The sequence below is a fragment of the Picosynechococcus sp. PCC 7003 genome, assembly GCF_001693255.1.
Taxonomy (GTDB): domain Bacteria; phylum Cyanobacteriota; class Cyanobacteriia; order Cyanobacteriales; family MRBY01; genus MRBY01.
Genome location: NZ_CP016474.1, coordinates 299,017 through 323,358 on the forward strand (window position 1 = coordinate 299,017; position 24,342 = coordinate 323,358).

The following is a 24,342-nucleotide window of genomic DNA, read 5'->3' on the forward strand; positions in this document are numbered from 1 at the left end:
GTGACGGCGCACAAAACAGAATCGATAGGCCAATGCTTACTCTATCGTATCTCCTAGGGGATCTCTGGATTTTGCCCCGGAGACAGGCGATCGCCTTTTAGAATACAGTAATCAATCTGTATTCTTTTTTGTTTCCGAGGCCATGGTCATTCGCACCACATCCCGATCTTTGATCCATCCAGCCCATTCTTTAGACATTGTGGCCGTAACCTACCCCATTGTAGAAACATTCCATTCCATCCAGGGGGAAGGATATTGGTTTGGCACAGCGGCTTTTTTTATTCGCCTCGCTGGTTGTGATGTAGGTTGTCCCTGGTGTGATACAAAAATTTCCTGGAATCCGAAACGTCATCCCCAAGTTTCCGTCGCCCAACTCCAACAACAGGTGACCGCAGCCCAACCGAAGATCATTGTGATTACGGGGGGTGAACCCTTAATGCATGATCTCAACCCTTTGACGGCTGGTTTGCAAGAAACGGGTTTACCGCTCCACCTAGAAACCTCCGGCGCCCATCCCCTCAGTGGTGATTTTGACTGGATTACCCTTTCTCCGAAACCCTTTAAAGCGCCATTACCGGAAATTTACGCCCATGCTAGTGAATTAAAGGTTGTGATCGATCAGGCCCCAGATTTCCAGTGGGCTGAATCCCAGGCCCAAAAAATTGCCGCAAATATGCCCCAATATCTCCAGCCCCAATGGGAAAATCCCGCCAGCCAGAGCCTTATTTTTGACTATATTCTGGCTCACCCGGAATGGCGTCTCGGCCTGCAAACCCATAAGTTCCTGGGGGTGCGCTAGATGAAACGGGCTGTGGTTTTGCTCTCCGGTGGATTGGATTCGGCCACCAGTGCCGCCCAGGCGATCGCCGATGGCTATGAAGTGATTGCTCTGTCCTTCCGCTATGGCCAGAAACATAGTCGAGAACTGAGTGCTGCCCAAAAAATTGCCGAACACCTGGGGATCACAGAACATTTTGTGATGGATGTAAGTTTGTCCCAGTGGGGCGGCTCTTCCCTGACTGACGTTAACCAAGCGATTCCCCAAAGCGGTGTCCAGACGGGGGATATTCCCTCGACCTATGTCCCCGGTCGCAATACCGTGTTTTTGGCGATCGCCCTTTCCCTAGCCGAAGCGAAACAGGCCGAAGCGATTTATCTGGGGATTAATGCCGTGGACTATTCCGGTTATCCCGACTGTCGCCCTGAATACCTGGCCGCCTACCAAAAGTTAGCGGATCTCTCTTCCAAAGTTGGCATCGAAGGCCATGCGCCCCAACTGGTTGCCCCCCTCGTGCTCGACACCAAGGTGGAAATCATCCAAAAGGCCGTGAAATTAGGCGTTCCCATCGCGGCAACCTGGTCTTGCTACCAAGGGGGAGAACGTCCCTGCGGCTTATGTGACTCCTGCCGCATCCGAGATGAAGCCCTGATCAAGGCCGGTTATCCAGAGCTCACAAGCCAAAATGTCTAAAAATAGCCAAACAAAAACCCCCAGGCCACAGCTGAGGGTTTGGGAAATCAGTATTGGTCAAATCTAAGCCGCCTGCATCAGGAGATCATCGAGTTTGCCTTGGTACTCTAGTTCATGGAGGTCATCGCAACCGCCCACATGCTGGTCATTAATAAAAACCTGGGGGAGGCTACTGCGGCCATTGGCCCGGTCTGTCATTGCCTCCCGCGCTTGGCGATCGCCATCAATGCAATACTCTGTATATTCCACCTGCTTACGATCGAGGAGATGCTTGGCGCGGACGCAAAAAGGACAAGTGCTCCAAGTGTAAATTTCAACGGTTGCAACCATAATTTGGATTTTCCTGAAATGTAACGATTTATTTCAAGTTTAACGTTTCCTGCGCCCAAGAGCGGCAGTGACTTTTTCTCTCTATGGAGACGTTCGAGCAAGCTGAAGCGCCGAAATCCTCTGTTTTTGCCATAAAATCGACAGTTTATTTTCGTTATAAACTTCTTCCGCTACACTGGGAGGCTAGCCTTTTTCTAGGACTACTATGGTTGCCGAATCGATCCAATACATCACAGAAAATCCGATTTTTACGTTTATTCTGCTGCTGTTAGTGTCCCTGACCATTCCCCCTATTTTTGAGCGGCTTAATTTACCTGGCTTGGTGGGTTTACTCTTTGCAGGAATTATCCTCGGTGAAAATGCCCTAGGCCTCCTCAACTCAGAGAGTGAAACCATGGTTTTGTTCTCGGAAGTGGGCAAAATTTACCTGATGTTTGTGGCCGGATTAGAAATTAATTTGGCAGAGTTTCGGAAAACCCAAGATCGCTCCATTGGTTTTGGTTTTTTGACATTTATTGTGCCGTTGACAATGGGGACGGTAGTCGGCCTCAGCTTTGATTTTGGTTGGAATGCGGCGATTCTCATTGGTTCTTTATTGGCTTCCCATACGTTGTTGGGTTACCCAATTCTTAATCGGTTGGGGATTTTAAATAATGAGAGTGTAACGGTCACGATTGGGGCGACAATTTTTACGGACATTGCCGCTCTCTTGGTGCTGGCGATCTGTGTGTCGATTCACCAGGGCGATTTTTCAACGGCTTCTTTGGTATTGCAATTGGCGTTATTGGTGGGCTATGGGGCCTTGGTGCTCTTTGGTTTGTCCTGGCTTGGTCGAGAATTTTTCCAGCGCAACGGGGATGAAGAAGGTAATCAATTTTTATTTATTTTGCTGGCTGTATTTCTCGCTTCAATGGGCGCCCAGGTGATCAATGTGGATAAGATTGTGGGGGCTTTTTTGGCGGGTTTGGCGGTCAATGATGTGGTCGGCAAAAGCCCGGTAGAGGAAAAAATCGAATTTGTCGGCAGTACGCTATTTATTCCGTTCTTCTTTGTGGGGATGGGGTTACTGCTCGATATTCCGGCGTTTATTAATAATTTGCTCTATGAGTTTCCCCTCACGTTTTCGATTGTGGGTGGGTTGTTATTGTCTAAATTTATCGCGGCGGCGATCGCCAAACAAATTTATCGCTATAGCTGGGCCGAAACCCTAACCATGTGGTCGTTGTCGATTCCCCAAGTGGCGGCAACCCTGGCAGCGGCCTTGGTCGGCTTCCGGGTGGGACTAATCAGCGAATCGGTATTCAATGCGGTGATCGTCTTGATGCTGGTGACTTCGATGCTGGGGCCGGTATTGACCCGTCGTTTTGGTCGCTTGTTACCCAGTAGTGGCAAAGATGTCGCCCTGGCAGCGGTTAATGTGTCGCCATCGACGGACAGCTTTAAGATTGTTGTGCCCATTGCCAATCCCAGTACCAAGGATTATTTGCTCGAAGCGGCAGGACTTTTAACCCGTATTCGTCAAGGGATTGTGATGCCTGTGTCGATTGTGACGGGCCATGCTCACATGGACGATCCGGCGGTGATGAAGGGGATCGACCGCAGTCAAAAGTTGCTCCAAGAGGCGATCGCCCAGGGGGAGCACCTGCAAATTACAATGCAACCGAAAATTCGCATCGATGACGATGTGGCTGCTGGGATCAGCCGAGTTGCCCGGGAAGAAAATGCCAACTTAATTTTGATGGGCTGGGGGAAAACCGAGGGGCTCAAAGCCAGGCTCCTGGGGACTTTAGTTTACAACGTCTGTTGGTCGGCCCATTGTCCGGTGGCGGTGGTGCGTCTCTTGGATGATCCGAAAAATTTGCGGCGGATTATGGTGCCCTTTAAAGGGATCTCGGCTCAAAATTTACAGATAGTACAATTTGCCGAACTTTTGGCGATCGCCAACCAGGCCGAAGTCACCGTATTTCATGTGTGCGAAACCTGGATGACCAAAGACCAACGCAATCTACTCAAGGCTGACCTAGAAAATGCCCTGCAAAATGCCGGTATCACCACTAAAATGCAGATTCGCATTATCCGGTACCATGACGTTGCCAGAGCCGTCCTGCACGATGCTAAAGATTTTGATCTTGTAATCTTACATTCCACCCGCTACCGTACCGCTGGGGGCCTAGCCGTTGGTGACGTCACCACAAAAATTTCGAGCCAAATCCAAACATCCGTCGTTATTTTCAACGAACTCTAGCCCTAATTTCTCTAACAAAAAAAAGCATTTCTAAGCAGCATTTAAAAAGTTAAAGCCAATGCTTTGGATAGGAGCGTCCCGGAACTATACGGCTAAAAATCACCGTCAACCACACAATCAGTACAGAACCGCATAAAGCAGGCGTCAAAATAAATTGCCAGGAGGCATGGCTCAAAATACCAATTAAGGCCACGGCCCCCGAAGGCGGATGCACTGTTCGGGTTAATTGCATCAACTTAATCGTTACCGCAACCGCCAAACCCATAACCCAGGGAGCATCCCCAAACAAATGAAATAACACCACACAACTGCAGGCCCCAATCATGTTACCCACGATCACATTGCGGGGCTGGGCCAAAGGACTATCCGGTACCCCAAATACCAGCACTGCCGTTGCCCCAAAAGGAGCCGCAATCAAAGGATAAGAACTATAAAGCGAGATATAAGCAAGGGTCGAAATACCAATAAAACTGCCTAAAAAAGAAAGACCAATCTGTTGTCGAGAAAAGCTGGGCTGATGTCTGCGACTCTGTTGCAGCGTATAAAATTTGCGTCGCCACCGCCTCAAAATTGCTGTATTAGAACGTTTTTTTAATCGAATAGATGCCCGCCGAGGAGATGATGACATAGAAATTTCAATTGATATCGATAGAATTGATGGATTTCATTCGCTTAATGTAATAAATTAAATTTATCATGATGTTTTCGCATCGGTGGCTTTCCTGTGAGATCTATTTGTAATTCCAAGGGCAATATTTACTTATGAAAAGACAAAAAATTCTGGCTAAAAATCACTGCTATTGAGTCATCTCCATAGGCTGTTTTAAGCAAAAAAACAAAAAAACGAGGGAAGTATTCTTCCCCCGTACAAAAGCATTCATGGTTATTACTCGAAACTCTAGCCCCCTGCTACAGCAGGCACAATGCTGACCTCATCACCGTCATTTAGAGCAGTATCGACACCGTTCAGAAAACGGATATCTTCTTCATTGACGTAGAGGTTTAAAAAGCGTCGAGGATTGCCCTGTTCATCACAGAGGCGCGCCTTAATGCCGGGGCAGTTTGCTTCTAGAGAGTCGAGCAATTCTTTAATAGAAGAACCAGCACATTCAACGGTGGGTTGATCCTTCGTAAACTTTTGGAGGGGAGTTGGAACTAAAACTTTAATTGCCATTTTGAGTCAGACAAATTTTTCTAATAACTAAACGATAATGGACAGATATTGGGTCGGATCTACTGTGCAGTGACAATGAGAACAGACCCAATTTAGAACAGCAACTATACCAAAGTTTGCTGCCACTCTAGACGCTCAAGGGTGCGGGCTCTTTCTAGCGCTTGCTCGAAGGCTTCAAGGTTTGCCTCAATGGTGAGGGGTTCACCAGCCGCATTTTGTACGGCTTCTTGGGTTTTGAGTCCGTTCCCAGTGATGTAGACAACGGTCTTTTCATCGGGGTTAATTTTGCCTGCTTCTACCAGTTTCTTCAGGACAGCAATGGTGGTGCCGCCAGCGGTTTCGGTGAAGATCCCTTCTGTTTCGGCGAGGAGCTTGATGCCTTCAACGATCTCTGTGTCATTGACATCTTCGATGTTGCCGTTGGTCTTATTCGCAATTTCCACAGCGTAGACACCGTCGGCGGGATTCCCAATCGCAATGGATTTAGCAATCGTATTGGGCTTAACGGGGGTAATAAAATCACGGCCTTCTTTGTAGGCTTGGGAAATGGGGGAGCAACCTTCGGCTTGGGCACCACTGAAGCGGACGGCTTTATCTTCTACCAAACCGACTTTGACGAATTCATTAAAGCCTTTGTAGATCTTCGTAAACAGGGAACCGGAAGCCAGGGGGGCAACCACGTGGTCGGGGAGTTCCCAACCAAGTTGTTCGATGACTTCGTAGCCGAGGGTTTTGGAGCCTTCGGAGTAGTAGGGGCGGAGGTTGATATTTACAAAGCCCCAACCGTGGGAGTTGGCCACTTCAGAACAAAGGCGATTCACCTGGTCGTAGTTACCGTGAACAGCCATCAGGATGGGGTTGTAGATCAGCGTGCCGAGGACTTTGCCGGCTTCAAGATCAGAAGGGATAAAGACACAACAGTCTAATCCAGCATGGGCGGCGATCGCCGCTGTGGAGTTTGCCAGATTTCCGGTACTGGCACAGGAAACGGTAGAGAACCCCAATTCGCGGGCGCGGGTTAGGGCCACGGATACCACCCGGTCCTTGAAGCTCAAGGTGGGCATATTCACCGCATCGTTTTTAATGTAAAGCTCCTTGATGCCGAGACGACGAGCCAAACGGTTCGCCTTGAGAAGAGGGGTAAAGCCAGTGCCCACATCAATGGGATCCCCAGCAACGGGCAAAAATTCTTTGTACCGCCAAATCGACTTGGGGCCAGCTTCGATGCTTTCGCGGCTTACTTTGCTGGCAATTTTGTCGTAGTCATACTTCACTTCGAGGGGGCCAAAGCAAAATTCACATACGTGGAGGGCTTTGGGTTCGTACTCAGCGCCACATTCCTTACAGGCAAGGGCGGTGAAGTTGGCGGTGTCGAGGGAGGCGACGGCGGTATCAAGGGTTACTTGAGTCATTAGGGTTTTCTCCGTTTCCATGAATGCTGAATGCTTAATTGAAAGTCATCTTAAACAGTTCCAAAACCGTCGTCAATCATACCCGATAAAAATAGTCGGGATTGAAGCTTTGTCGACCATGCACAAAAAAGAGGCCTACCAAAAAAGAGATGAGGGCTTAGTTTTAACCCAAACTCACGTTAAAAAACTAAAATTTGCCCACACGATTTCTCTTTAGACAGGTCAAGAAACCTGACTCCAGGATTAAATTGTCTTTAAATATCAAGATGAACAGCTATAGTGCGACACGCCACCAGTATTAAAAAATGCGTTGGGTTTTAGGCGATAGTATTTATCTTCTACTTCCTTTGATTGCTCGTCATAGGGATGGCTAAACACTTCTTGCAATTCTCTAACTAATGCATAGTCACCCTGCATGGCTTGTTGATAGGCGGGAACAACTAACCACTCTCGCCATGTGTATTTTGGGTTAGTCTGTTTCATTTTTGTTGATATCTCAGCCAAATCCCCATCCTGAAGGACGAGGTTACGCCAGCTTGTGAGCCACAATTGCCATTGCCCATCGAGTTGTGGTGAAGTTGGAACGTAGAAGCCCTTTTTCAAGGCTGAAATATCGTCTGGTATGTGGGACAACTCACGGAAGAAAATGGTGTAATCTACGACTGAGTCGGTCATCAACTGCATTAACTGTTGGACTAGCTCTGGGTTGTAGTCCGGTAAACCAAGTTTGGCAGCCCACATTTTTTGGATTTGTTTTTGCATGGCTTCGGCAAAGCCACGGCGTACTTGGTCGAACTGTTCTAAGGCTTCAGCATCCTGTTCCAGTAATAGTCTGACAGCTGCCCAGAACATATGAAAATTGGCTTCTGCGGCGACGGGTTGATTGAAAAATGAAAAGTGTTGACCGCCGCCAGTCCAAGGTTGAAACTCAGGGTCAAAAACTTCACAAAATCCGAAAGGGCCATAATCGAGGGTAAAGCCACCGGCAGCGCAGTTATCACTGTTGAAATTCCCTTGACAATAACCAACCCGTAGCCAATTGGCTACTAGGGTCGTGAGACGCTGGCGAAATAGCTTGATCAGTTCAACCAATTGATCCGCAAATGCCAGGTTTTGATTAATTTCGTTTTTGTATTCTCGCTCAATTAAATGGGAAACAATCATTGCCAACTCTTCTCGTGCTTTTGGATGGGCACAACTACGGGTGCGGCGAGCAAATAACTCCAGCTGGCCAACGCGCAAGAAGGATGGTGCCACGCGAGTGGAAATAGCAACAGGATTGTCCACCAAAATATCAGGGTTAAAGGAGTCGGAGCCTGGGGCATACCAAGGACGAGTGACAGTTTCGGATTTGGAAACGTACAGGGTCAAAGAGCGTGATGTGGGAACCCCTAAAGCGTACATATATTCTTGGGCGAGAAATTCTCGCACACTTGAGCGTAAAACGGCGCGACCATCGGCACCACGGCAATAAGGTGTTGGCCCACCGCCTTTTAATTGCATTTCCCAGCGATCGCCATTGATGATCCCTTCAAATACGGAGATCGCTCGACCATCACCATAACCATTCCCCGTACCAAAGGGGCATTGTTGAGTATATTCAGTGCCATAAATGGACAGGGCATAACCCGTTGCCCAACCAAAGGGTTGCATGGGCTCCTGGGCAGCGGAGATATCACCGGAAAATAGCTGGCGAAATTTTTCGTCAAAAACTAACCCATCACTCAACCCAAGTTCCTTAAAAAAAGTGCTGCTATGGGCGACATAGTCTGGCTCTGCCAGGGGTGTTGGTTTTACAGGGACGAAATGACCCGAAAAAACTTGCCGGGGACGGCGATCTTCGCCATCGACCGTAGCATCGGGATCAGCATTTAAGGTGTCCATCAAGGAGTAATCCACCAAGCGTGCAAACTCATCGAAAGTCGTGACATAGGGTTCAGCAGAAAGTTGAGAGGGATATGACATTGTTGTTCGTAACCCGTATTTGTGGGAGAAATCGATGGTTAGTTGGGGATTTTACGGAAACTATTTGTAGAGGCTAGCACATTCAATATGTAACAGATCGGCTCTCCCATGGATAACCCCACCGCAAAGGCGACAGGGAGTTCAGCACCATTGCGGCAAGAACGGGAAAAGGCTCACCGATAGGCGATAGATTCACTGTTTGTTCGGCATATCAAGTAGCCCAGAGAGCTTACGGTAAATGGTTTCATGTCGTTCCCGGAGTTGTTTATGCTGCTGGGCAACGTCGCCGTGAGCTTGATGGTGCGCTACATGTTCGGCATGGACTGCTTTGTTTTTATGGGCGTCGCTCGTGAGCCCATGGGCATGGATTTGACTCTCATGTTTAGCGATCTGGGTTTCGTGGGCGGCGATCGCCCGTCTTAATGCCCTAGGACGTTCCCAGTCCTGGCCGACCAAAACAGGCTCATTCAGGAAGTACCAAAACTCAATGGATCCATTGTTGATTCTTCTGTTCCGCAAAAAGTCACAGCTCAAGTTTTAAACGAGTAGTGTAAAATATTCGAGAATGATTATCGTTCTTACTAAATCAATGTCATCATCTCGCCCAGAGCCTCCATGGGCTTCCACTTTAGACATGCCTGCTGAATCCACACCCCCTGTTGAGCCGGCAACATATCGGCTGCGTCGATTGCGTCGGACACCGGCCTTACGCCGCATGGTGTGTGAAACAACCTTGACGGTGAATGATTTTATTTATCCGCTGTTTGTCATGGAGGGTGAAGGGAAAAAAGAGGAAATCCCTTCGATGCCTGGTTGTTTTCGTTATTCCTTGGATTTGCTATTAGCCGAAGTAATGACGGTTCATGGCCTTGGCATTGGGGCGATCGCCCTTTTCCCACTCATTCCTGATCCCCAAAAAGACAACGCAGGAACCGAAAGCTATAATCCAGCCGGGTTAATTCCTCGAACTGTCCGGGCGATCAAAGAAGCCTTGCCCGACATGGTCGTCATCACAGATGTCGCCCTTGATCCCTATAGCAGTGAAGGCCATGACGGTATTGTCAAAGACGGAGAAATCCTCAACGATGAAACGGTGGCCGTACTGGTCAAGCAAGCCCTAGTGCATGCAGAGGCAGGGGCTGATTTTGTGGCACCATCAGACATGATGGATGGTCGAGTCGGCGAGATTCGTCGCGCCCTCGATGCCGCAGGCTGGATTCATGTAGGTATTCTCGCCTATGCCGCTAAATATGCATCCGCCTACTATGGGCCATTTCGGGATGCCCTAGATTCAGCCCCTAAATTTGGGGACAAAAAAACCTACCAAATGGATCCGGCTAACGCTCAAGAAGCTCTCAAGGAAGTGGAATTAGACATTCTCGAAGGGGCTGACATTGTGATGGTCAAGCCAGCTTTGGCCTATCTGGATATTATTTGTCGCATCAAACAACGGACAAATTTACCCGTCGCCGCCTACAACGTCAGTGGGGAATATGCCATGGTCAAAGCGGCAGCCCAACGGGGTTGGCTGGATGAACAAACCGTCATGCTAGAAACCTTGACCAGCATGAAACGGGCCGGGGCTGACTTGATTTTGACCTATTTCGCTAAGGAAGCAGCCATTGCTCTACGGCAAATGTAATTGCTGATCTTTCCCCTTCCTAGAACCGTTAATCATTCAGCACATTGCAGCATAAAACTTGCAGGGCGATCGCCTTTCCTAAACCTGTCAACAATTAAGCAATAGAACTTGATTCCATGAATTTACCCACTGCATTAACCGATATTCGCCAACAAGCCATTAGTACCGAAATTAAACCGCCGGTTTCAGAGGCTGAGATGCAAGCAGCCGTACGCACTTTGTTGCTGGGATTAGGCGAAGATCCAGATCGTGAAGGATTACGCGATACGCCGAAACGATTGGTCAAAGCCCTTAAATTTTTGACATCTGGCTACCATCAATCCCTTGATGAACTCCTCAATGGGGCCGTGTTTCATGAAAATACCAATGAAATGGTCTTAGTGCGAGATATTGATCTATTTAGCTCTTGCGAACACCATATTTTGCCAATTCTAGGCCGCGCCCACGTGGCTTATATTCCGAATGGCAAGGTGATTGGTCTATCCAAAATTGCCCGTATTTGTGAAATGTATGCCCGCCGTTTACAGGTACAAGAACGCTTAACCCAACAAATTGCCGATGCCCTACACGGATTATTACAACCCCAGGGAGTCGCCGTTGTGGTTGAGGCAACCCACATGTGCATGGTGATGCGTGGGGTCGAGAAACCAGGCTCTTGGACAGTAACCAGTTCAATGCAGGGCATATTTGCCGACAATGACGCCACTCGCCAAGAATTCATGGAATTAATTCGCCATCGTCCTTCGTTCCATTAGAAAATATTGATTCCCCTGAGAATCTAAAAAAATCCCCCTAAATCGTCAAAATAAGGAAATTAAGGGGGAAATTTTGCTATTAGAGGGCAAAAAATCAACCAAATCCCGCTCTACCATAACGCACTGTCCGAAAGGTGACTTGGTCTGTATTGGGATTGTAGAGGGTGTAGGTGGCTTGCTTTGGGATTCGACCCACATTGCCAACGCCAACAATCAAACGGGCGGCAGTGCCAGCAGGGTCACCAATGGTGTAATCCTGATTGACAGCAGCCTGGTCAATGGTGGTAACTGTGGCCGCTAATTTTCCTTGGCTCACTTGATACTGAAAGGTTTGACCCGATCGCCCACAAAAAAGACGATTGCTCCCGGTGCGGGACAGGCGATCCAACAAAACCAAAGGGGAGATATCCGGTGTGAGGGCTTCAAACACCGTCAGACTACTGCCATGGAGTAAAAGACAATCTAGTTCTGCAAAGCCGAAATGGAGCTGCCGAAACCATTCCACCGTTTCTAGGGGGATATGATCCCAAAGTTGCTTGAGAATGGCACCGCCTTTTTCTGTGAGAAAAGGATTTGCTTCGGGTTCCGCCGCGAGCCCCCGCACAATTAAACATTGTTCTTCCCAGGCGCCTTTACAGACCTGGGGAATCAGTTCTCCTTTTTTGGGGTTGCGAATGCGGTCTACAACCGCATTGCCTTCAGGGGTTCCATCAATCAGGTCGCCTAAAATATATAGCTCCGTAACTTTGGGGGTTTGCCGCCGAATATCTTGCAGCACCGCTTCATAGGCCGTTAAATTCCCTTCGATACCGCTTAAAATGGCCCATTGCACCATGGTCTTATACCCCCCGTTCACAAAGGTGACTTGGATCGTCGGCCCGTTCGGCAAATTCCATGCCCTGGGCTAGGCGCCAGGCAAAAATCGGTGGTAATCCTTTCTCGACAATGGCAGTGCAGGTTTTGTGGTAGTCGTATTCTACTTCCTGTAACGTCACCTGCTCGCGATCGCCATCGTAGATGACATAGGTGGCATTGGGACGGCCATGGCGTGGCTCACCAACAGATCCGGCATTGACAATGCGCTTGACGGGGGCAGTAAATTCCTGCTCCGGGGCGATCGCCTTTCCAGAATTAGTGCGCACAGAAAATGTTAGCGAATGCTGCTTAAGGGTGCGCACATAGGGAACATGGGTATGGCCACAAAATAGAATATCGGCCCCCGTGCTCAAAACCCGCTCTAGGGCTAGGAAACCATCCAGTTCTGGCAGTAAATATTCATGCTGACTTTGGGGACTGCCGTGGGTAAAGGCCAGTTGATCTTGCTTGAGCACTTTGGGTAATTGGGCTAGATAAGCACGGGTTTCCGGGTGAATTTCTTGATCTGTCCATTGGTGGGCAACCTTACCCCGCTTTTCTGCGAGCAATGATGGATAACTACACTCACAGGCATTTAAACCATCAACAATATCTTCATCCCAGCAGCCTTGGACGGTGGGAATATCTAGCGATCGCACGAGGGTCACCACCTCATTGGGGTAGGGGCCATAGCCGACCAAATCTCCTAAACAATAGATCTGGTCTACATTTTGGCTGTCAATGTCCTTGAGCACCGTAGTCAGGGCTTCATAATTCCCGTGAATACAGGAAATAACGGCTATTTTCATAGTTTTTAGAGATTTATGCTAATTTTCTAGGCAACTAAATTAGGTGAGAGCTTGATTTTAGGTATAGGCATATTGCTGTTCTAGGTCAGATTGCTGCCGTTGTTGCCGTATTTGCCCTTGGTAATAAGCCAATAATTCATCGTTGAGACAACAGTCCAAGATAGTATCTGCTATTTGTTTCTCATTCAGTTGAGTGCCGATCACTTCTAGGCCGCTGAATCGTTCGGGTCTACCCTCCAGCCAAGGTTCACAGGGCAGCTCACGGTAGAGACTGTCCGCCATCCCTGCCACATAGTCGAGATAAAAAGCCCGGCCATCCACAATTTCAACAATGCCCTTCGCCCGCTGGATCTGGCCATAGGCGCCGGTGGTGAGTTCATCCCAAAAAATATTCAGACTCGCCGGATCAAAGACTTGACCCCTCAGAGGCGATCGCCACACCTGAATTTCATGGGTCGGTAGCGGTAGGGGCACTTCAATCACTTGATCCGCCCAATCATGCCAAGGGGAACTGGCGATCTGCTCAGACACAAAAGCCAAGCGCTGACAGGGAAAACCAGCTGCTTCTAACGCTTTTAACAACTCTTCCCCGGACGCTAAGGCCACATAGAAACCAAGCTCTAAAATGGCGATCGCCCCCTGCTCTACGGCGCGGATCAGTTCAATTTCCTGTCCTTCTTCTAAAAACTGCCAATGGGGAAACTCAAGGGCAAGACAATGGCGATCAATGGCACAGTCCACTGTCCGGGGTGAGAAATAGGTGACAGGCACTGTTTTTCCCTGGAATTGCTGCCGGAGCCACTGGGTTTTTCCGGAGCCCGCCAGACCGGCGATCGCCACGATAGCTGTTTTTGTCCAATCGATCATTGTGTTTTCTTCCTGCTAGCGGACAGGCCAGCGCTTGTTTCGGTGATTTGCTATCATCACTATTTTGATAATAATTATCATTCTTGTTTAAGATCGTGAAAATGTCTATCCCCCCAGTAATTTCCGTCAAGACCGTACAGCAATGTGATATCGCAATTGTTGGTGCAGGTATCCAGGCCCTGACCCTAGTGCTGCACCTTTTGAAAAAGCGTCCCCAGTGGCGCAAGCGCATCGTTGTTTTTGATCCCCATGGTCGTTGGCTGGCCCGCTGGTCTCACCAGTTTGCCGCTCAGGAGATTCCCCATTTGCGATCGCCTGCGGTGCACCATCCCCACCCAAATCCTTTTGCATTACGCAGATTTGCCGAGGGACGCCCCAACGAGCTTTTTCCGCCCTACGATTTGCCGGGTACCCAGCTGTTTGCAGATTTTTGCCAAAAGGCGATCGCCGAATTTCAATTAGACCAAAGACTAATTGCCGCCACAGTCACCGATTTGATGCCGCCCCAACAGGGCCAACACAAATTTTGTTTAAGCCTCGATAATGGTCAACAATGGCAAGCGAAGCGGGTTGTTTTAGCAACAAATCAAACCCAACGGCAGTTACCCAATTGGCTGGAACAGCTCGAAGAGACCTACCCATCTGATCGTCTTTGTCATAGTGATCATGTTGATTTACGGGGATTACAGCTTAAAGATGAAAAAATTGTCATTGTCGGCGGTGGTCTCTCCACAGGTCATCTCGCATTGGGGGCGATCGCCCGCCAGGCCCAAGTGACGATCATTGCCCGTCGTCCTTTCCAGGAAAAACTGTTTGATGCCGATGCGGGTTGGTTAGGGCCAAAATATCTCAAGGGATTTCACGCCGAGACCGATTGGCAAAAACGCCACCAAATGATTCTGGCAGCCCGCAATGGTGGTTCCCTCACACCTGCAGTAATGACCCAGCTCCGCCGCGCCGAACGCCAAGGCACCATTATCCTCAAGCCAAACTGTCAAATTCAAGCGGCCCATTGGCAAGGCAATCATTGGCAACTGCACTGTGACAATGGCGAAATTCTTCAGGGCGATCGCCTCTGGTTGGCAACGGGAAGTCGTTTTGATGTCACCGCCGAACCCCTGCTCACACCGGTGATGGAGCACTATCCCCAACCGATCATGAACGGTCTGCCGATTTTAGATGAATATTTACGCTGGCAAGGCTGTGATCTGTTCCTCATGGGAGGATTGGCCGCCCTCCAACTTGGCCCCACGGCCCGTAATATTTCTGGGGCGCGCCTGGCTTGCGATCGCCTCGTCCCCGCCCTAACCAAATCCAGTCTGCAGCGAATTTATCACATGAATGCCTGCTCTGGGATCAGCGCCTAAAATCTCTCCAAGTCCGATGTTATCAAGTATGGAGATTGTGGCTGTACCTAAAAGGCGATCGCCCCTTTTTCTCCCCAAAACATTCTCCCCTGGGGGAGATGCCGTCAGGCAGAGGGGGTTACTCCGGCAAAGTTTTATCCTGTACACCCCGCATAATCCGCGACAGTTCCGACTTTTCATCCACCGCAATCCGCGTCGGCGAACCACTGATGATCCGTTCATAGTTCCGGAAAGAGTCCTTAATCATTGCACCACCTTCGCTGATGGTGTATTCTCGAATCCCCTTATCGTGCCAGGAACCCCGCATCTTAAAGACGTTGATCGCCCGAGACATCTCGCCGCGAATTTCTACGTACTGCAACATCAAAATCGTGTCTGTGATCGTTGAGATATGGGATTCCGTAATCGAGTGGGCGCCCATAAATTGGTCGGTCGTATTGGTGAAAAAGCCCGTAATCTCTTCCTGTTTCGCGTAACCTGTCACCCCAATCACAAATTGCCGGAAGGCATTATTGGTCACCCCCCGCGCTAAAGCTGACAAAGAATCGATCGCAATCCGCGAAGGCTTAAACTCAGAAATTTCTGACTTAATCATCTGTAGGTGATCCTCAAGGCCCGCCGACTCTGGGTAGGAACAGAGCAATTTCAATAATCCTTGCCGTTCCATCTCTTCAAAATCGATCCCCCAGGAAGAGGCATTCCGCGATAACTGCGCCCGGGATTCTTCATAGGCAAACAGAATCGCCCGTTCACCACGCCGACAACCTTCTTCAAGGAACTTACTCACCAATAACGTCTTGCCTGTGCCGGTAGCGCCTGTGGCCAGGATGATCGAATCCTTAAAGAAGCCGCCGCCACACATCTTATCGAGGGTTTCCACCCCAGACGAAATCCGTGCATTGGAAGACCGCTGGGTGAGACGCATTGCTCCCAGTGGGAAAATATTGATCCCATCGTTGGTGATCGTGAAAGGATATTCTCCCTTCATGTGGGTTGTCCCCCGTAGCTTGAGGATTTCGATGGTGCGTCGCCGCCGTTCCCCTTCTAGGACATTCCGCAGGATTATCACGTTATCCGACACAAATTCTTCTACCCCAAAGCGAGCCACGGGGCCATATTCATCTAATCTCTCCGTGGTCATGATCGAAGTGACAGCAAGATACTTTAACCGCGCGACCAGACGGAAAATTTCCCGACGGACAACGGGGGCTGCATCATATTGTTGAAATACTGCCGTTACCGAGTCAATAGAAACGAGCTTGGCATTGTATTTACGAATTGCGTATTGAATCCGTTCAATCAAAGCAGAGAGATCAAAGTTTCCCACTACTTCTTGACCATCGGGATCGGGGGAAGCATCAAGAATAAACAACTTGCCTTCATCCACTAGGCTTTGGAGATCCCAGCCGAAACTATGGGCGTTTTGGATAATATCCCGGGGGGATTCTTCAAAGGTGACAAAAAGCCCTGGATAGTCGAAGTGCTTGATGCCGTGGTAGAGAAACTGAATCGCCAGTAATGTTTTCCCAGTTCCCGAAGTCCCACTCACTAGGGTTGTTCTGCCGGAGGGTAAACCACCATGACTAATCTCATCAAGACCTTCGATGAGGGTGCGGATTTTTTGGACGCCTTTGATGGCACCGTTATTAGAGGAGGTGGGCTGGTTCATTACGACTTAGGGACTGGAAATGTAAAAGTGAAGAGATCAACTAAGGTTGTCCTAATGGAGGGCTAGCAGGTGCTTAAAGTGCCATCTTTTTGGACAGCATGGCCTGGTACCCCAATGAGACGAAGAAATATACTAAATCAAATGGCTTTATCCTACCAGAATCCGTCGCAGTGCTCCGCCCATAGCCAAAGGCTTGGGGAGTGGTGAAGTGACGGGCGACCAGAGGGAGCAACCTGGTACGCTCGACAAAGCACAGGGTTGGCGACCCATGCGGGATATCCATAACCGGACTCCGAGGGCAGAAACGCACCAAGGGAGTTGTGCCCCTTTTGAACCTTGACAACAAAGTATCGGGTTCCAGAACTGAAGCGTGTTCTGGGTGAAACTTTGTGCGTAAGAGGTTGAACATACAGTTTTTGTACTTGTTCATCGTCTGCGGTGGGGCGCATCGTGGATGTTAAATTAAAATGCCTGCGGAGACGGTCTGGCGGGGGTTGGGGCAACTCAATCTAGTTAGGAGTCTTTGAAACAGGAATCTCCGACCATACCCGCTAGGGTTGGGGGGAGAGCGTCAATAGAAAGTGCTCCTGTTCTTAAAGCTCTTCTTCCCGTTCTAAAAACTCTTCATAAAGGAGATCGAGACCAATCAATACTTTTTCTCGGTCGGAGAGATCACCGATGATCTTGCGGACGGGAGGCGGAAGCACTTTAGAGAGGGTTGGTGTCGCCAAAATCTTATCTTCTTCGGCTAGCTGGGGGTTTTGGAGGACATCAATTACTTTTAGGGCATACACCCCTTTAAAGTCAGTTTCTAAAATATTTTTTAAGGTTTTGAGGGCACGGACAGAGTTGGGAGTATTGCCAGCCACATAAAGCTTTAAAACATATGTTTTCTTTAGGAGGTTCATAGACAAGGCTGATGTGGGGAGAAATAGGGTTGGGTTCTAGGCGTCGCGGAGGGGAATGATTTCATCCTAGTCTATCCGAAATAGAAGTTCAAAAGGTAGATCTTCACGGGGGATCGAACGACGGTACATTTCGCATAAGTGGGCGACGATATCAATGAGGGTGAGGCGGTAGTCAAGGAGAATTTCTTCACTTCTCCCTTCGAGTTTGAGCTGTTGAGCGAATTCGTCCATTAACTTCATGTGAGTTTCGAGAATATAGGAGACAGAAACATCAGCAAAAAAGGCTTGATTGACGAATTGATCAATGGCTTGATTTGTGGGGAGATCGCCACTGAAGTAGCTTAGGACAATATTGCGATAATCGGCGACAAATTGTTCGCGAAATTCTTGTTGTTCTTCGGGGGAAAGACTGCGATAAAAATATTTGGGATTACGTTTGTAATAAACGCCAAGGTAACCCAATCGCTCCCGTAATTTTTCGGCGAGACGACGCTGTTGTAGCAGTAAAAAAGCTTGGTGAGTTTTGTCGGGATCGCTGTGCTGGGGATCTTGGGGTTTGTCGCTCAGGGCGCAGCTAGGAGCGAGGTGCAGAAATTGGGCGATCGCCTGGTCAATGGTCAGAGATAAGTTCTCGAGATTAGCAAAATCTAGGTATTTTTCAGCACTATGATAGAGTTGCGCGGGGATGACCTGTTGGGAGATTTCACAGGCGGTGGTTGGCCCAAGAAAAACACAGGGAAGTAAAATCCCCCCCTGAGTTAAGTGCTCAAAATAGTCTTGATTTTCCTGTGCTTGAACAGCCACAAGACAATCAGTTTGTTCTTTGTTTGCTTCAAGAAATGGCAGGAATTCTTGGTCATACTCAAGGAGCTTGATCTGGTAGCGATCGCCTGTCAATTGAGCTTCAATTTTTCCAGGTTGAAAACCAGAAGGCGTAACTAGACAAAGGGAGAGTTTAGAAACCAAAGTAGACCGACCAACATCGAAATAAGCTTAAGTTAAAGGATAGCTTTCTTTTAATAATGGGACAATTATAAAGATAAGCTTAATTTTTTGCCTGCTTGGGGCTACGATAACATCTCTTGCCAGAATGCGCTGGGATTTTACCGAAGATTTGGCGCAAGCATTATTCCTGTACCCGCAACAATTGGTAAGGGGATCTTTCCAGGAGGAGATCAAGGGTTTTGTCCTCCAGCGGAAGTTCTGGGCGAGTAGATGCCCGCACCACCAGTAGGTAGGAAGGATTGACCTGGGTTAAGGTGTGATTGATGGCGGCGAGTTTTTCTTCTTTTTCATTGTCAATAAAAAGAATATCCTGGCCTGTGTAGAAGACGAGACTTGGCTTTTCAAAACCCACCATCATCACTGTTTCACCAGGCCGCTGCTGGGCTGTAATGGCCTCGGCAATCTCCCGGAGGCCGGCTTGGCGAGCTTGATCTAACAGGGTACTGGCAGGGAATAGGATAAGGACAATAAAAGCGACCATAATTGCTCCATTGGCAAGCCAAATCCCTAGGCGCGATCGCCACACACAGATCGACAGCACGATGGCCCCTAGGAGCCAAATCCCGAAGCCCCACCATTCGAGATTGGATTGGGCGTAGGTTGTGGCTAGATCAGGGGCTGCAGGATCGTAGCCAATCACTTGGGGGCTATAGATCATAAAGCCACTGAGAATTAACAACAGTCCCACATTGGCGATCGCACTCCAACGAAATCCGGCCGAGAGTTGCCGGGGCGTTTCGATGACATGGCTGAGAAACAACGCCACTAAGATCGCGGCAGCGGGCAAGAGGGGAATGGTGTAACTCGGCAATTTGGTGACGGCGATGGTAAAGAAGCCAAAAATCACCCCAAACCAAATACTCGCAAAGACGGCAAGGTGGGCAGATCGCGCTTCCTGACGCCAGCGGCCCGGACGGTGTAACTTGAGTCGGGCGATCGCCGCTGGCAGATACACAGACCAGGGCAAAAACCCCACCAACACCACCGGAAAATAAAAATACCACGGGGCATCATGGCCATTTACAACCCCCGTGAATCGCTCAAAATTGTGGTAACCAAAAAAACTATCAATGTACGCTTGGCCATTGCGGAGGGTCACAAGGACAAACCAAGGCAAGGCGATCGCCGTAAAGATCAATGCCCCAGTCAAAGGTTTAGCTTCTCCCAGCAGTACCTCGCGAAACTTGCCGACATAAAGCAAAAAGAGCATGATCACCAGTCCCGGCACCACGATCCCCACCGGCCCCTTGGTCAGCACCGCACAGGCAAACAAAGCGTAAGCAGCAATGTACCAGCCATTGGGAAACCAGCGATTGATGGGCTGCCCGCCGCTGCCATAGCCATAGAAAAAACAAATCAGGCCCCCACTAAAGCAGCCATTGAGGAGCATATCGGAGACCCCCTGCCGCGCCCAGACAATGGTTTGGAAGTTTAGAGCAATTAAACTGCTGCCGATCCAAGCCGCCAGCCAGAGTTTGCGTTGGGTATTCGGGGCTTCAGGACTTTGGGCTGCCGTCGCTGTGCCAAAACCAAATTTACGCAGCAGCACAAAGACTAAGGCCATTAAACCGAGGGCCGCAAAGGCCGAGGGCAACCTGGCCCCCCAGGCATTCACCCCAACAATTTTGTAGGCGATCGCCATCAGCCAATACACCAGGGGCGGCTTATCGAAGCGGGTGGCATCGTTGTAATAGGGCGTAATCCAATCTCCGGTAGCTAGCATCCGGCGAGCAGCATCCGCAAACATTGGCTCTGTTTCATCCACAAGGCCCACTGCACCGAGATGCCAAAAAAAGGCGAGTCCCCCCAGGAGACCCAAGGCGATCGCCGAGATGATCCCTGTAGTTTTCGGGAATTTCTCATAGCTTTGGTAACAACGACGAACAGAATCAAGGGGCGACATGGGCGAATTGGAAGATGTTAAGTAAAAAACTTCAGCGATTGTAACCTGCCGAGTGGGCAACTAATTCGCATCCGTAGACAGGGCTTCTGGATCTAAAAGTTCCACCTGACCCAGGCGACCGTCGAGGCGGACCCATTGACCCGGTTGGAGCAACTCAAGGGCCATGGCGACATTGGCAACCATCGGAATTTGGTGTTGGCGGGCCAGACTCGCCCCCTGGGATAGCATTCCCCCCTGGGTTGTGATAATGCCACTCACCTCCCGGAGGCGCTCCAGAAAATGTTCATCAATATAGGTGGTCACCAAAATATCATTGGGACTCCAGGACGAAACCCTTTCCCCTGGCAGGCAGCGATGGACACGGCCAATCACCGAGCCACTACTCACCGCTTGCCCCTGGAGTTTTTGCAAAAAACAACTGCTAGAGACATCTTCTTTCGTGGTCAGCTGACCGTAGATAATCTCTGGGGGAGGCCCCTGCTCTTGGTTCAAATTCATTTGCGATCGCCGATATTGAATTTTGAGCTGGAGACGGGAGAATTCCTGGGATTGGGGCGCATTGATCAGGGCTTTTACCTCCGGGAGATTGAGCCAAAAAATATCCTGGGGCTGTTCTAAATAGCCTTGGTTTTGCCAAATCTGGGCGATCGCCAAAAAATTCCACCGCAATTGGGCTAAAAAGGTTTCACAGAGACCCGTGACCGCTTCCTGTTGCCCGTAGATCTGCTGCAGTTGACGTTGGGCTGAGTTAAGGCTAGGGGGCGAAATAGCAGTGCGCGGCTGATTTACTAAACCCGTCAACTGCTGGCGGATCGTTCCTGAATCTTCTCGCCAACGGCGCTGGGCCAACTCCCAAGGGAAATCTGCCCCGTCCCCATACTCCTTAAGCCACTGATCTAAGCGAGCAAATAGATGTTCCCCATCGGGCAGTTCGGCCAACTGAGCAAACAAAACCGCCCGTGTAAAGGGTTCGACGTCTCCCTGGCGCGATTCCCCTGTGGTGCGGAGGGTACCCCGAATATCCACGGCCAGTTGATTGAGGGTTTGAAATTTGGGCGGGAGCGGCGGCAGGAAATAGGCCAGTCCCGTGGTCAAACGGCGCCGCCAAAGGATCACTTCACCCCGGAGCCAATAGCCGAGCAAGAGTTCTAGAATCTCTGTAATTTGCTCGACATTCTGCACCAAGTCCGCCAGGCTGAGGGTCGAAAGATCATTGCGGCTGATCATTTTGATCGTTTTTAGCAGGGGGTAACAAAGGCGATCCGCTTCCTGCTGAAACTCTGAATACCATTGCCAATCCCAACGTAAATAGCGGTAACAGAACAAAGGATGGCGCAGGCCAAACAGCAGACAGCCCAGCCGGGATTGGAGGTCGCTAAATTCAAAATTTTCCCGGCGACAGACCCGCTCCCAAAAGCTGCGATTGAGATAGCTATACCCCCGATGGTGGGAAATTAACGCGATGTTCTGGAGATTTTCACGCCCTTCCCACAGGGCATCGTAGATACTGGCGATCGCCCCTGGGGCCGTGACCTCTAATAAGGAGGCGCTCAAAGGCGACAAGGGTTTTGGGAAATGGCTTGCAATCTCTTCCCTCGTCCAGACCGGATGGAGGTGATAGATGGGCCGCACCCGCAAAATCCAAATATCCTGGCCCGTAAAACACCATTCCAAAGCCTGGGGACTACCCTGTTGATGTTCCAATTGGCGACTAAGGTGGGCCACTTCCTGCAAAATATCCAGGGGAGGATGGTGGGTATAGGGTTTACCGCCCAGGGGCTGGGGGGAATCCAGACCGTAGTACAGCAAAAATTGGCCTTCACCAATCACGAGCGGCGTAATAAAATCCTGGGCAACTTCCGTGAGCGGATCCTGGCGCGTGTAGGGCAGCGGCGGGCGACTGTAGGTAATGCCAGACCATTGCACAGACGGTTGGGCTTGTACTAGCAGGGCTTGTTTTCCCACTGCCGTTTGACTAAAGCCATTCACCAGGGCAACTTCTAAGGCTTCTGGGGTGGTGAGTTGCTCCGTGGGAATTTGGAAGGATGGGGGAATTTTTTCGCTGGAGAGACGCACCATATAGGGGCGATCGCCACTGGGCTTGAGTAAATCAACCAGTCGTTTAAAATCATCCCCTGGTTTGAGCACCCACCCCGGCAAAACGGGATAACCCAAATATTTTAATTGACTGAGGGTCGCCGCATCCTGACCCACTTGGGGGCTACTGAGGCGTTGGTCGAGGGAGAGAAAGCCATATTCAGGCCGAAAGATTTGCCAAACTTGTCGACTACTCGGTGCCCGTTGACTTAACCAGCCCAGGAGTCCCCCCAGGGCGATCGCCGTCACCCAATAGCCCGGCACCGCACCGTGGCGGATCGTCAGGGCCACAAAAATCAAGGTCAAAACGGCCCAGATGCCCAGGCGAATTTGTCGAAATACCGTCAGGCCTACCAGCCCAATAAAACTAACAATGGGCGTAATCTGCCAATCGTGGAGTAACAAACCGCCCCACACCGCCGCAAAAGCTAGGTCTTGGGTGCGCCAATAGCGGCCCATCATCAAGGCCAACAGACTAATGAGTTCCCAGGGGGACTGGTATGGGAAAAAATACCGAGTAAAGAGCACCACAATCATCCCCAGGAGACAATCCCCCGACAGTTGTCTAAAGGGATGGCGATCGCCCCAGGGCAAAATACAAAATGCACCGAGGATTGGGATTAAAGTAAAAATGAGTAGACAACCCCAGACCTGCGTCAATGTCATGGTTGTGGAGAAAGGAAAGTTTGGATCCGGCGCACGGCTTCCCGCAGTACCGTTGGTTCCTGAACGAGGGCAAAACGAACATACCCCTCCCCTGTTTTACCAAACCCTGATCCTGGCGACAGGGCAATTCCGGTTTGGGCGACCAATTGGGTACAAAATTCCAAAGAAGTCCCCGACCAAGACTCTGGCAACTTGGCCCACACATAGAGGGTAGCTGCAGGCTTGGGCACAGACCAACCGTGGTCATTAAGGGCTTCGACAAGGGCATCGCGACGGGCTTGGTAAACGCGCACATTCTCCGTTACGGTGGCTTGATCCCGTTGCAGAGCGGCGATCGCCCCGCTGAGAATGCCTTGGTATTGGTTAAAATCAACCACCGCCTTAATTTGGCGTAGGGCCGCGATCAGTTGGGCATTTCCCACCGCAAAGGCAATGCGAAAGCCCCCCATGTTAAAGGACTTCGAAAAGGTAAAAAATTCAATGCTACAGGTTTTTTCTCGATCCGCCTGTAATACCGATGATGGCGCCGTTTCCCCAGCAAAATAGATGTCGTTGTAGGGAAAATCATGAATCAACGCCAGATCATGGGCCTGACAAAACGCCACCGCTTCCCGGAAAAAATCAAGGGTTGCCGTGGCTGTGGTGGGATTATGGGGATAGCTCAGAATCATCAAGCGACTTTGCGCCAAGATATCCTGGGGGATCGCTGTAAATTTTGGCAGAAAATGATGCTCGGCGGTGAGGGGCATAAAGTAGCTTTGGCCACCCGCTAGTGCCACCCCACCGGCATAGGAAGGATAGCCCGGATCCGGAAGTAGGGCGTAGTCTCCAGGGTCGAGCAAGGCCAGGGGCAGGTGGGCCGTCCCCTCCTGGGAACCGATCAACGCCAAGACTTCGGTGTCGGGATCAACGGCAACCCCATAACGCTCGGTGTACCAAGTGGCGATCGCCTCCCGAAAAGCCTGGGTATTGCGGTGGAGGACATACCCATGGGTTTTGGGATCCGTTAATGCCTGAGCAATGGTTTCCATGGCGATCGCCGAAGCGGGCAGATCAGAAGAGCCGAGGGACAGATCAATTAAGTCCTGACCCGCCGCCACCGCCTTGGCTTTGGCCCGGTCCATATCTGCAAACACATTTGCCGAAAGCCGTGATAACCGCTGGGAAAAATGCATAGGGGCAAATTAAATCGCTGAGGAATA

22 protein-coding genes are annotated in these 24,342 nt (G+C 49.9%); 7 read left to right on the forward strand and 15 right to left on the reverse strand.

The window, feature by feature from the left end; all coding sequences use genetic code 11:
• The first annotated feature begins 142 nt into the window (after nucleotides 1-142).
• Nucleotides 143-799, forward strand: coding sequence for a 7-carboxy-7-deazaguanine synthase QueE (locus AWQ21_RS01405; RefSeq protein WP_065713002.1), 657 nt, complete (start codon nucleotides 143-145; stop codon nucleotides 797-799).
• Nucleotides 800-1,471 carry a 7-cyano-7-deazaguanine synthase QueC gene (queC, locus tag AWQ21_RS01410; protein ID WP_065713003.1) on the forward strand — a complete coding sequence of 224 codons (672 nt, stop codon included), beginning with the start codon at nucleotides 800-802 and terminating at the stop codon, nucleotides 1,469-1,471.
• Between the two features lie 63 nt (nucleotides 1,472-1,534).
• Here queC and grxC read toward each other — a convergent pair whose 3' ends face one another.
• Nucleotides 1,535-1,801 carry a glutaredoxin 3 gene (gene grxC, locus AWQ21_RS01415; RefSeq protein WP_065713004.1) on the reverse strand — a complete coding sequence of 89 codons (267 nt, stop codon included), beginning with the start codon at nucleotides 1,799-1,801 and terminating at the stop codon, nucleotides 1,535-1,537.
• Nucleotides 1,802-2,006: 205 nt separating this feature from the next.
• On the opposite strand from grxC, the gene AWQ21_RS01420 reads away from it, so the two are divergent.
• Nucleotides 2,007-4,046: a cation:proton antiporter gene (locus AWQ21_RS01420; RefSeq protein WP_065713005.1), complete on the forward strand. Its 2,040-nt coding sequence runs from the start codon at nucleotides 2,007-2,009 to the stop codon at nucleotides 4,044-4,046.
• Nucleotides 4,047-4,095: 49 nt separating this feature from the next.
• Here the strand turns inward: AWQ21_RS01420 and AWQ21_RS01425 are convergent, their stop codons facing one another.
• From AWQ21_RS01425 to thrC, 3 genes are all read right to left on the reverse strand, one after another.
• The gene (locus tag AWQ21_RS01425) at nucleotides 4,096-4,674 is read right to left on the reverse strand and encodes an HPP family protein (protein ID WP_065713006.1); all 579 of its coding nucleotides are present in this window, start codon (nucleotides 4,672-4,674) and stop codon (nucleotides 4,096-4,098) included.
• A 270-nt stretch (nucleotides 4,675-4,944) separates the two neighbouring features.
• The gene (locus AWQ21_RS01430; protein WP_012305919.1) at nucleotides 4,945-5,220 is read right to left on the reverse strand and encodes a MoaD/ThiS family protein; all 276 of its coding nucleotides are present in this window, start codon (nucleotides 5,218-5,220) and stop codon (nucleotides 4,945-4,947) included.
• Between the two features lie 104 nt (nucleotides 5,221-5,324).
• Complete coding sequence (gene thrC, locus AWQ21_RS01435; protein WP_065713007.1) at nucleotides 5,325-6,632, reverse strand: threonine synthase; 1,308 nt, start codon at nucleotides 6,630-6,632, stop codon at nucleotides 5,325-5,327.
• Nucleotides 6,633-6,651: 19 nt separating this feature from the next.
• Here thrC and AWQ21_RS16125 point away from each other — a divergent pair, with 19 nt between their 5' ends.
• Nucleotides 6,652-6,849 (forward strand): hypothetical protein, encoded by a 198-nt coding sequence (locus AWQ21_RS16125; RefSeq protein ID WP_157094682.1) that lies wholly within the window; start codon nucleotides 6,652-6,654, stop codon nucleotides 6,847-6,849.
• 44 nt (nucleotides 6,850-6,893) lie between these two features.
• On the opposite strand, the gene AWQ21_RS01440 is transcribed toward AWQ21_RS16125, so the two are convergent.
• Together AWQ21_RS01440 and AWQ21_RS16130 are read right to left on the reverse strand one after the other, a co-directional pair.
• Nucleotides 6,894-8,597, reverse strand: a complete 1,704-nt coding sequence (locus AWQ21_RS01440) for a YdiU family protein (RefSeq protein WP_065713008.1) — start codon at nucleotides 8,595-8,597, stop codon at nucleotides 6,894-6,896.
• Between the two features lie 192 nt (nucleotides 8,598-8,789).
• On the reverse strand, nucleotides 8,790-9,053 hold the full coding sequence (locus AWQ21_RS16130; protein ID WP_157094683.1) for a hypothetical protein: 264 nt from the start codon (nucleotides 9,051-9,053) through the stop codon (nucleotides 8,790-8,792).
• A 178-nt stretch (nucleotides 9,054-9,231) separates the two neighbouring features.
• On the opposite strand from AWQ21_RS16130, the gene hemB reads away from it, so the two are divergent.
• Nucleotides 9,232-10,239: a porphobilinogen synthase gene (hemB, locus tag AWQ21_RS01445; RefSeq protein WP_198159672.1), complete on the forward strand. Its 1,008-nt coding sequence runs from the start codon at nucleotides 9,232-9,234 to the stop codon at nucleotides 10,237-10,239.
• A gap of 116 nt (nucleotides 10,240-10,355) precedes the next feature.
• The gene (gene folE / locus AWQ21_RS01450) at nucleotides 10,356-10,994 is read left to right on the forward strand and encodes a GTP cyclohydrolase I FolE (RefSeq protein ID WP_065713009.1); all 639 of its coding nucleotides are present in this window, start codon (nucleotides 10,356-10,358) and stop codon (nucleotides 10,992-10,994) included.
• A 94-nt stretch (nucleotides 10,995-11,088) separates the two neighbouring features.
• Here folE and AWQ21_RS01455 read toward each other — a convergent pair whose 3' ends face one another.
• Genes AWQ21_RS01455 through AWQ21_RS01465 form a run of 3 tightly spaced genes read right to left on the reverse strand, consistent with a single transcriptional unit; the run spans nucleotide 11,089 to nucleotide 13,525 of the window.
• Nucleotides 11,089-11,829 (reverse strand): metallophosphoesterase family protein, encoded by a 741-nt coding sequence (locus AWQ21_RS01455; RefSeq protein ID WP_065713010.1) that lies wholly within the window; start codon nucleotides 11,827-11,829, stop codon nucleotides 11,089-11,091.
• A gap of 4 nt (nucleotides 11,830-11,833) precedes the next feature.
• Nucleotides 11,834-12,658, reverse strand: coding sequence for a metallophosphoesterase (locus AWQ21_RS01460; protein ID WP_065713011.1), 825 nt, complete (start codon nucleotides 12,656-12,658; stop codon nucleotides 11,834-11,836).
• 57 nt (nucleotides 12,659-12,715) lie between these two features.
• Complete coding sequence (locus tag AWQ21_RS01465; RefSeq protein ID WP_065713012.1) at nucleotides 12,716-13,525, reverse strand: GTP-binding protein; 810 nt, start codon at nucleotides 13,523-13,525, stop codon at nucleotides 12,716-12,718.
• 101 nt (nucleotides 13,526-13,626) lie between these two features.
• On the opposite strand from AWQ21_RS01465, the gene AWQ21_RS01470 reads away from it, so the two are divergent.
• Nucleotides 13,627-14,892: an FAD/NAD(P)-binding protein gene (locus AWQ21_RS01470; protein ID WP_065713013.1), complete on the forward strand. Its 1,266-nt coding sequence runs from the start codon at nucleotides 13,627-13,629 to the stop codon at nucleotides 14,890-14,892.
• 118 nt (nucleotides 14,893-15,010) lie between these two features.
• On the opposite strand, the gene kaiC is transcribed toward AWQ21_RS01470, so the two are convergent.
• From kaiC to AWQ21_RS01500, 6 genes are all read right to left on the reverse strand, one after another.
• Nucleotides 15,011-16,561, reverse strand: a complete 1,551-nt coding sequence (gene kaiC, locus AWQ21_RS01475) for a circadian clock protein KaiC (RefSeq protein WP_065713014.1) — start codon at nucleotides 16,559-16,561, stop codon at nucleotides 15,011-15,013.
• 593 nt (nucleotides 16,562-17,154) lie between these two features.
• Complete coding sequence (kaiB, locus tag AWQ21_RS01480) at nucleotides 17,155-17,469, reverse strand: circadian clock protein KaiB (protein ID WP_030006078.1); 315 nt, start codon at nucleotides 17,467-17,469, stop codon at nucleotides 17,155-17,157.
• 66 nt (nucleotides 17,470-17,535) lie between these two features.
• Entirely contained in the window at nucleotides 17,536-18,435 is a 900-nt protein-coding gene (locus AWQ21_RS01485) for a circadian clock protein KaiA (RefSeq protein WP_065713015.1), read from the reverse strand.
• 160 nt (nucleotides 18,436-18,595) lie between these two features.
• Nucleotides 18,596-20,377, reverse strand: a complete 1,782-nt coding sequence (locus AWQ21_RS01490) for a glycosyltransferase family 39 protein (RefSeq protein WP_065715160.1) — start codon at nucleotides 20,375-20,377, stop codon at nucleotides 18,596-18,598.
• 60 nt (nucleotides 20,378-20,437) lie between these two features.
• Nucleotides 20,438-23,140 (reverse strand): PEP-utilizing enzyme, encoded by a 2,703-nt coding sequence (locus AWQ21_RS01495; RefSeq protein ID WP_065713016.1) that lies wholly within the window; start codon nucleotides 23,138-23,140, stop codon nucleotides 20,438-20,440.
• The gene (locus AWQ21_RS01500) at nucleotides 23,137-24,315 is read right to left on the reverse strand and encodes an LL-diaminopimelate aminotransferase (protein WP_065713017.1); all 1,179 of its coding nucleotides are present in this window, start codon (nucleotides 24,313-24,315) and stop codon (nucleotides 23,137-23,139) included. Before AWQ21_RS01500 ends, AWQ21_RS01495 begins: the two co-directional genes overlap by 4 nt.
• Between the last annotated feature and the right edge of the window lie 27 nt (nucleotides 24,316-24,342).

What these genes read in the sequence shown, in the direction of transcription:
- kaiB (WP_030006078.1), bottom strand. Translation starts at nt 17,469, where the DNA reads ATGAACCTCCTAAAGAAAACATATGTTTTAAAGCTTTATGTGGCTGGC.
- AWQ21_RS01490 (WP_065715160.1), bottom strand. Translation starts at nt 20,377, where the DNA reads ATGTCGCCCCTTGATTCTGTTCGTCGTTGTTACCAAAGCTATGAGAAA.
- AWQ21_RS01440 (WP_065713008.1), bottom strand. Translation starts at nt 8,597, where the DNA reads ATGTCATATCCCTCTCAACTTTCTGCTGAACCCTATGTCACGACTTTC.
- AWQ21_RS01495 (WP_065713016.1), bottom strand. Translation starts at nt 23,140, where the DNA reads ATGACATTGACGCAGGTCTGGGGTTGTCTACTCATTTTTACTTTAATC.
- queC (WP_065713003.1), top strand. Translation starts at nt 800, where the DNA reads ATGAAACGGGCTGTGGTTTTGCTCTCCGGTGGATTGGATTCGGCCACC.
- AWQ21_RS16125 (WP_157094682.1), top strand. Translation starts at nt 6,652, where the DNA reads ATGAATGCTGAATGCTTAATTGAAAGTCATCTTAAACAGTTCCAAAAC.
- AWQ21_RS01420 (WP_065713005.1), top strand. Translation starts at nt 2,007, where the DNA reads ATGGTTGCCGAATCGATCCAATACATCACAGAAAATCCGATTTTTACG.
- AWQ21_RS01470 (WP_065713013.1), top strand. Translation starts at nt 13,627, where the DNA reads ATGTCTATCCCCCCAGTAATTTCCGTCAAGACCGTACAGCAATGTGAT.
- folE (WP_065713009.1), top strand. Translation starts at nt 10,356, where the DNA reads ATGAATTTACCCACTGCATTAACCGATATTCGCCAACAAGCCATTAGT.
- thrC (WP_065713007.1), bottom strand. Translation starts at nt 6,632, where the DNA reads ATGACTCAAGTAACCCTTGATACCGCCGTCGCCTCCCTCGACACCGCC.
- kaiC (WP_065713014.1), bottom strand. Translation starts at nt 16,561, where the DNA reads ATGAACCAGCCCACCTCCTCTAATAACGGTGCCATCAAAGGCGTCCAA.
- AWQ21_RS01425 (WP_065713006.1), bottom strand. Translation starts at nt 4,674, where the DNA reads ATGTCATCATCTCCTCGGCGGGCATCTATTCGATTAAAAAAACGTTCT.
- AWQ21_RS01405 (WP_065713002.1), top strand. Translation starts at nt 143, where the DNA reads ATGGTCATTCGCACCACATCCCGATCTTTGATCCATCCAGCCCATTCT.
- AWQ21_RS01460 (WP_065713011.1), bottom strand. Translation starts at nt 12,658, where the DNA reads ATGAAAATAGCCGTTATTTCCTGTATTCACGGGAATTATGAAGCCCTG.
- AWQ21_RS01455 (WP_065713010.1), bottom strand. Translation starts at nt 11,829, where the DNA reads ATGGTGCAATGGGCCATTTTAAGCGGTATCGAAGGGAATTTAACGGCC.
- AWQ21_RS01465 (WP_065713012.1), bottom strand. Translation starts at nt 13,525, where the DNA reads ATGATCGATTGGACAAAAACAGCTATCGTGGCGATCGCCGGTCTGGCG.
- grxC (WP_065713004.1), bottom strand. Translation starts at nt 1,801, where the DNA reads ATGGTTGCAACCGTTGAAATTTACACTTGGAGCACTTGTCCTTTTTGC.
- AWQ21_RS01500 (WP_065713017.1), bottom strand. Translation starts at nt 24,315, where the DNA reads ATGCATTTTTCCCAGCGGTTATCACGGCTTTCGGCAAATGTGTTTGCA.
- hemB (WP_198159672.1), top strand. Translation starts at nt 9,232, where the DNA reads ATGCCTGCTGAATCCACACCCCCTGTTGAGCCGGCAACATATCGGCTG.
- AWQ21_RS01430 (WP_012305919.1), bottom strand. Translation starts at nt 5,220, where the DNA reads ATGGCAATTAAAGTTTTAGTTCCAACTCCCCTCCAAAAGTTTACGAAG.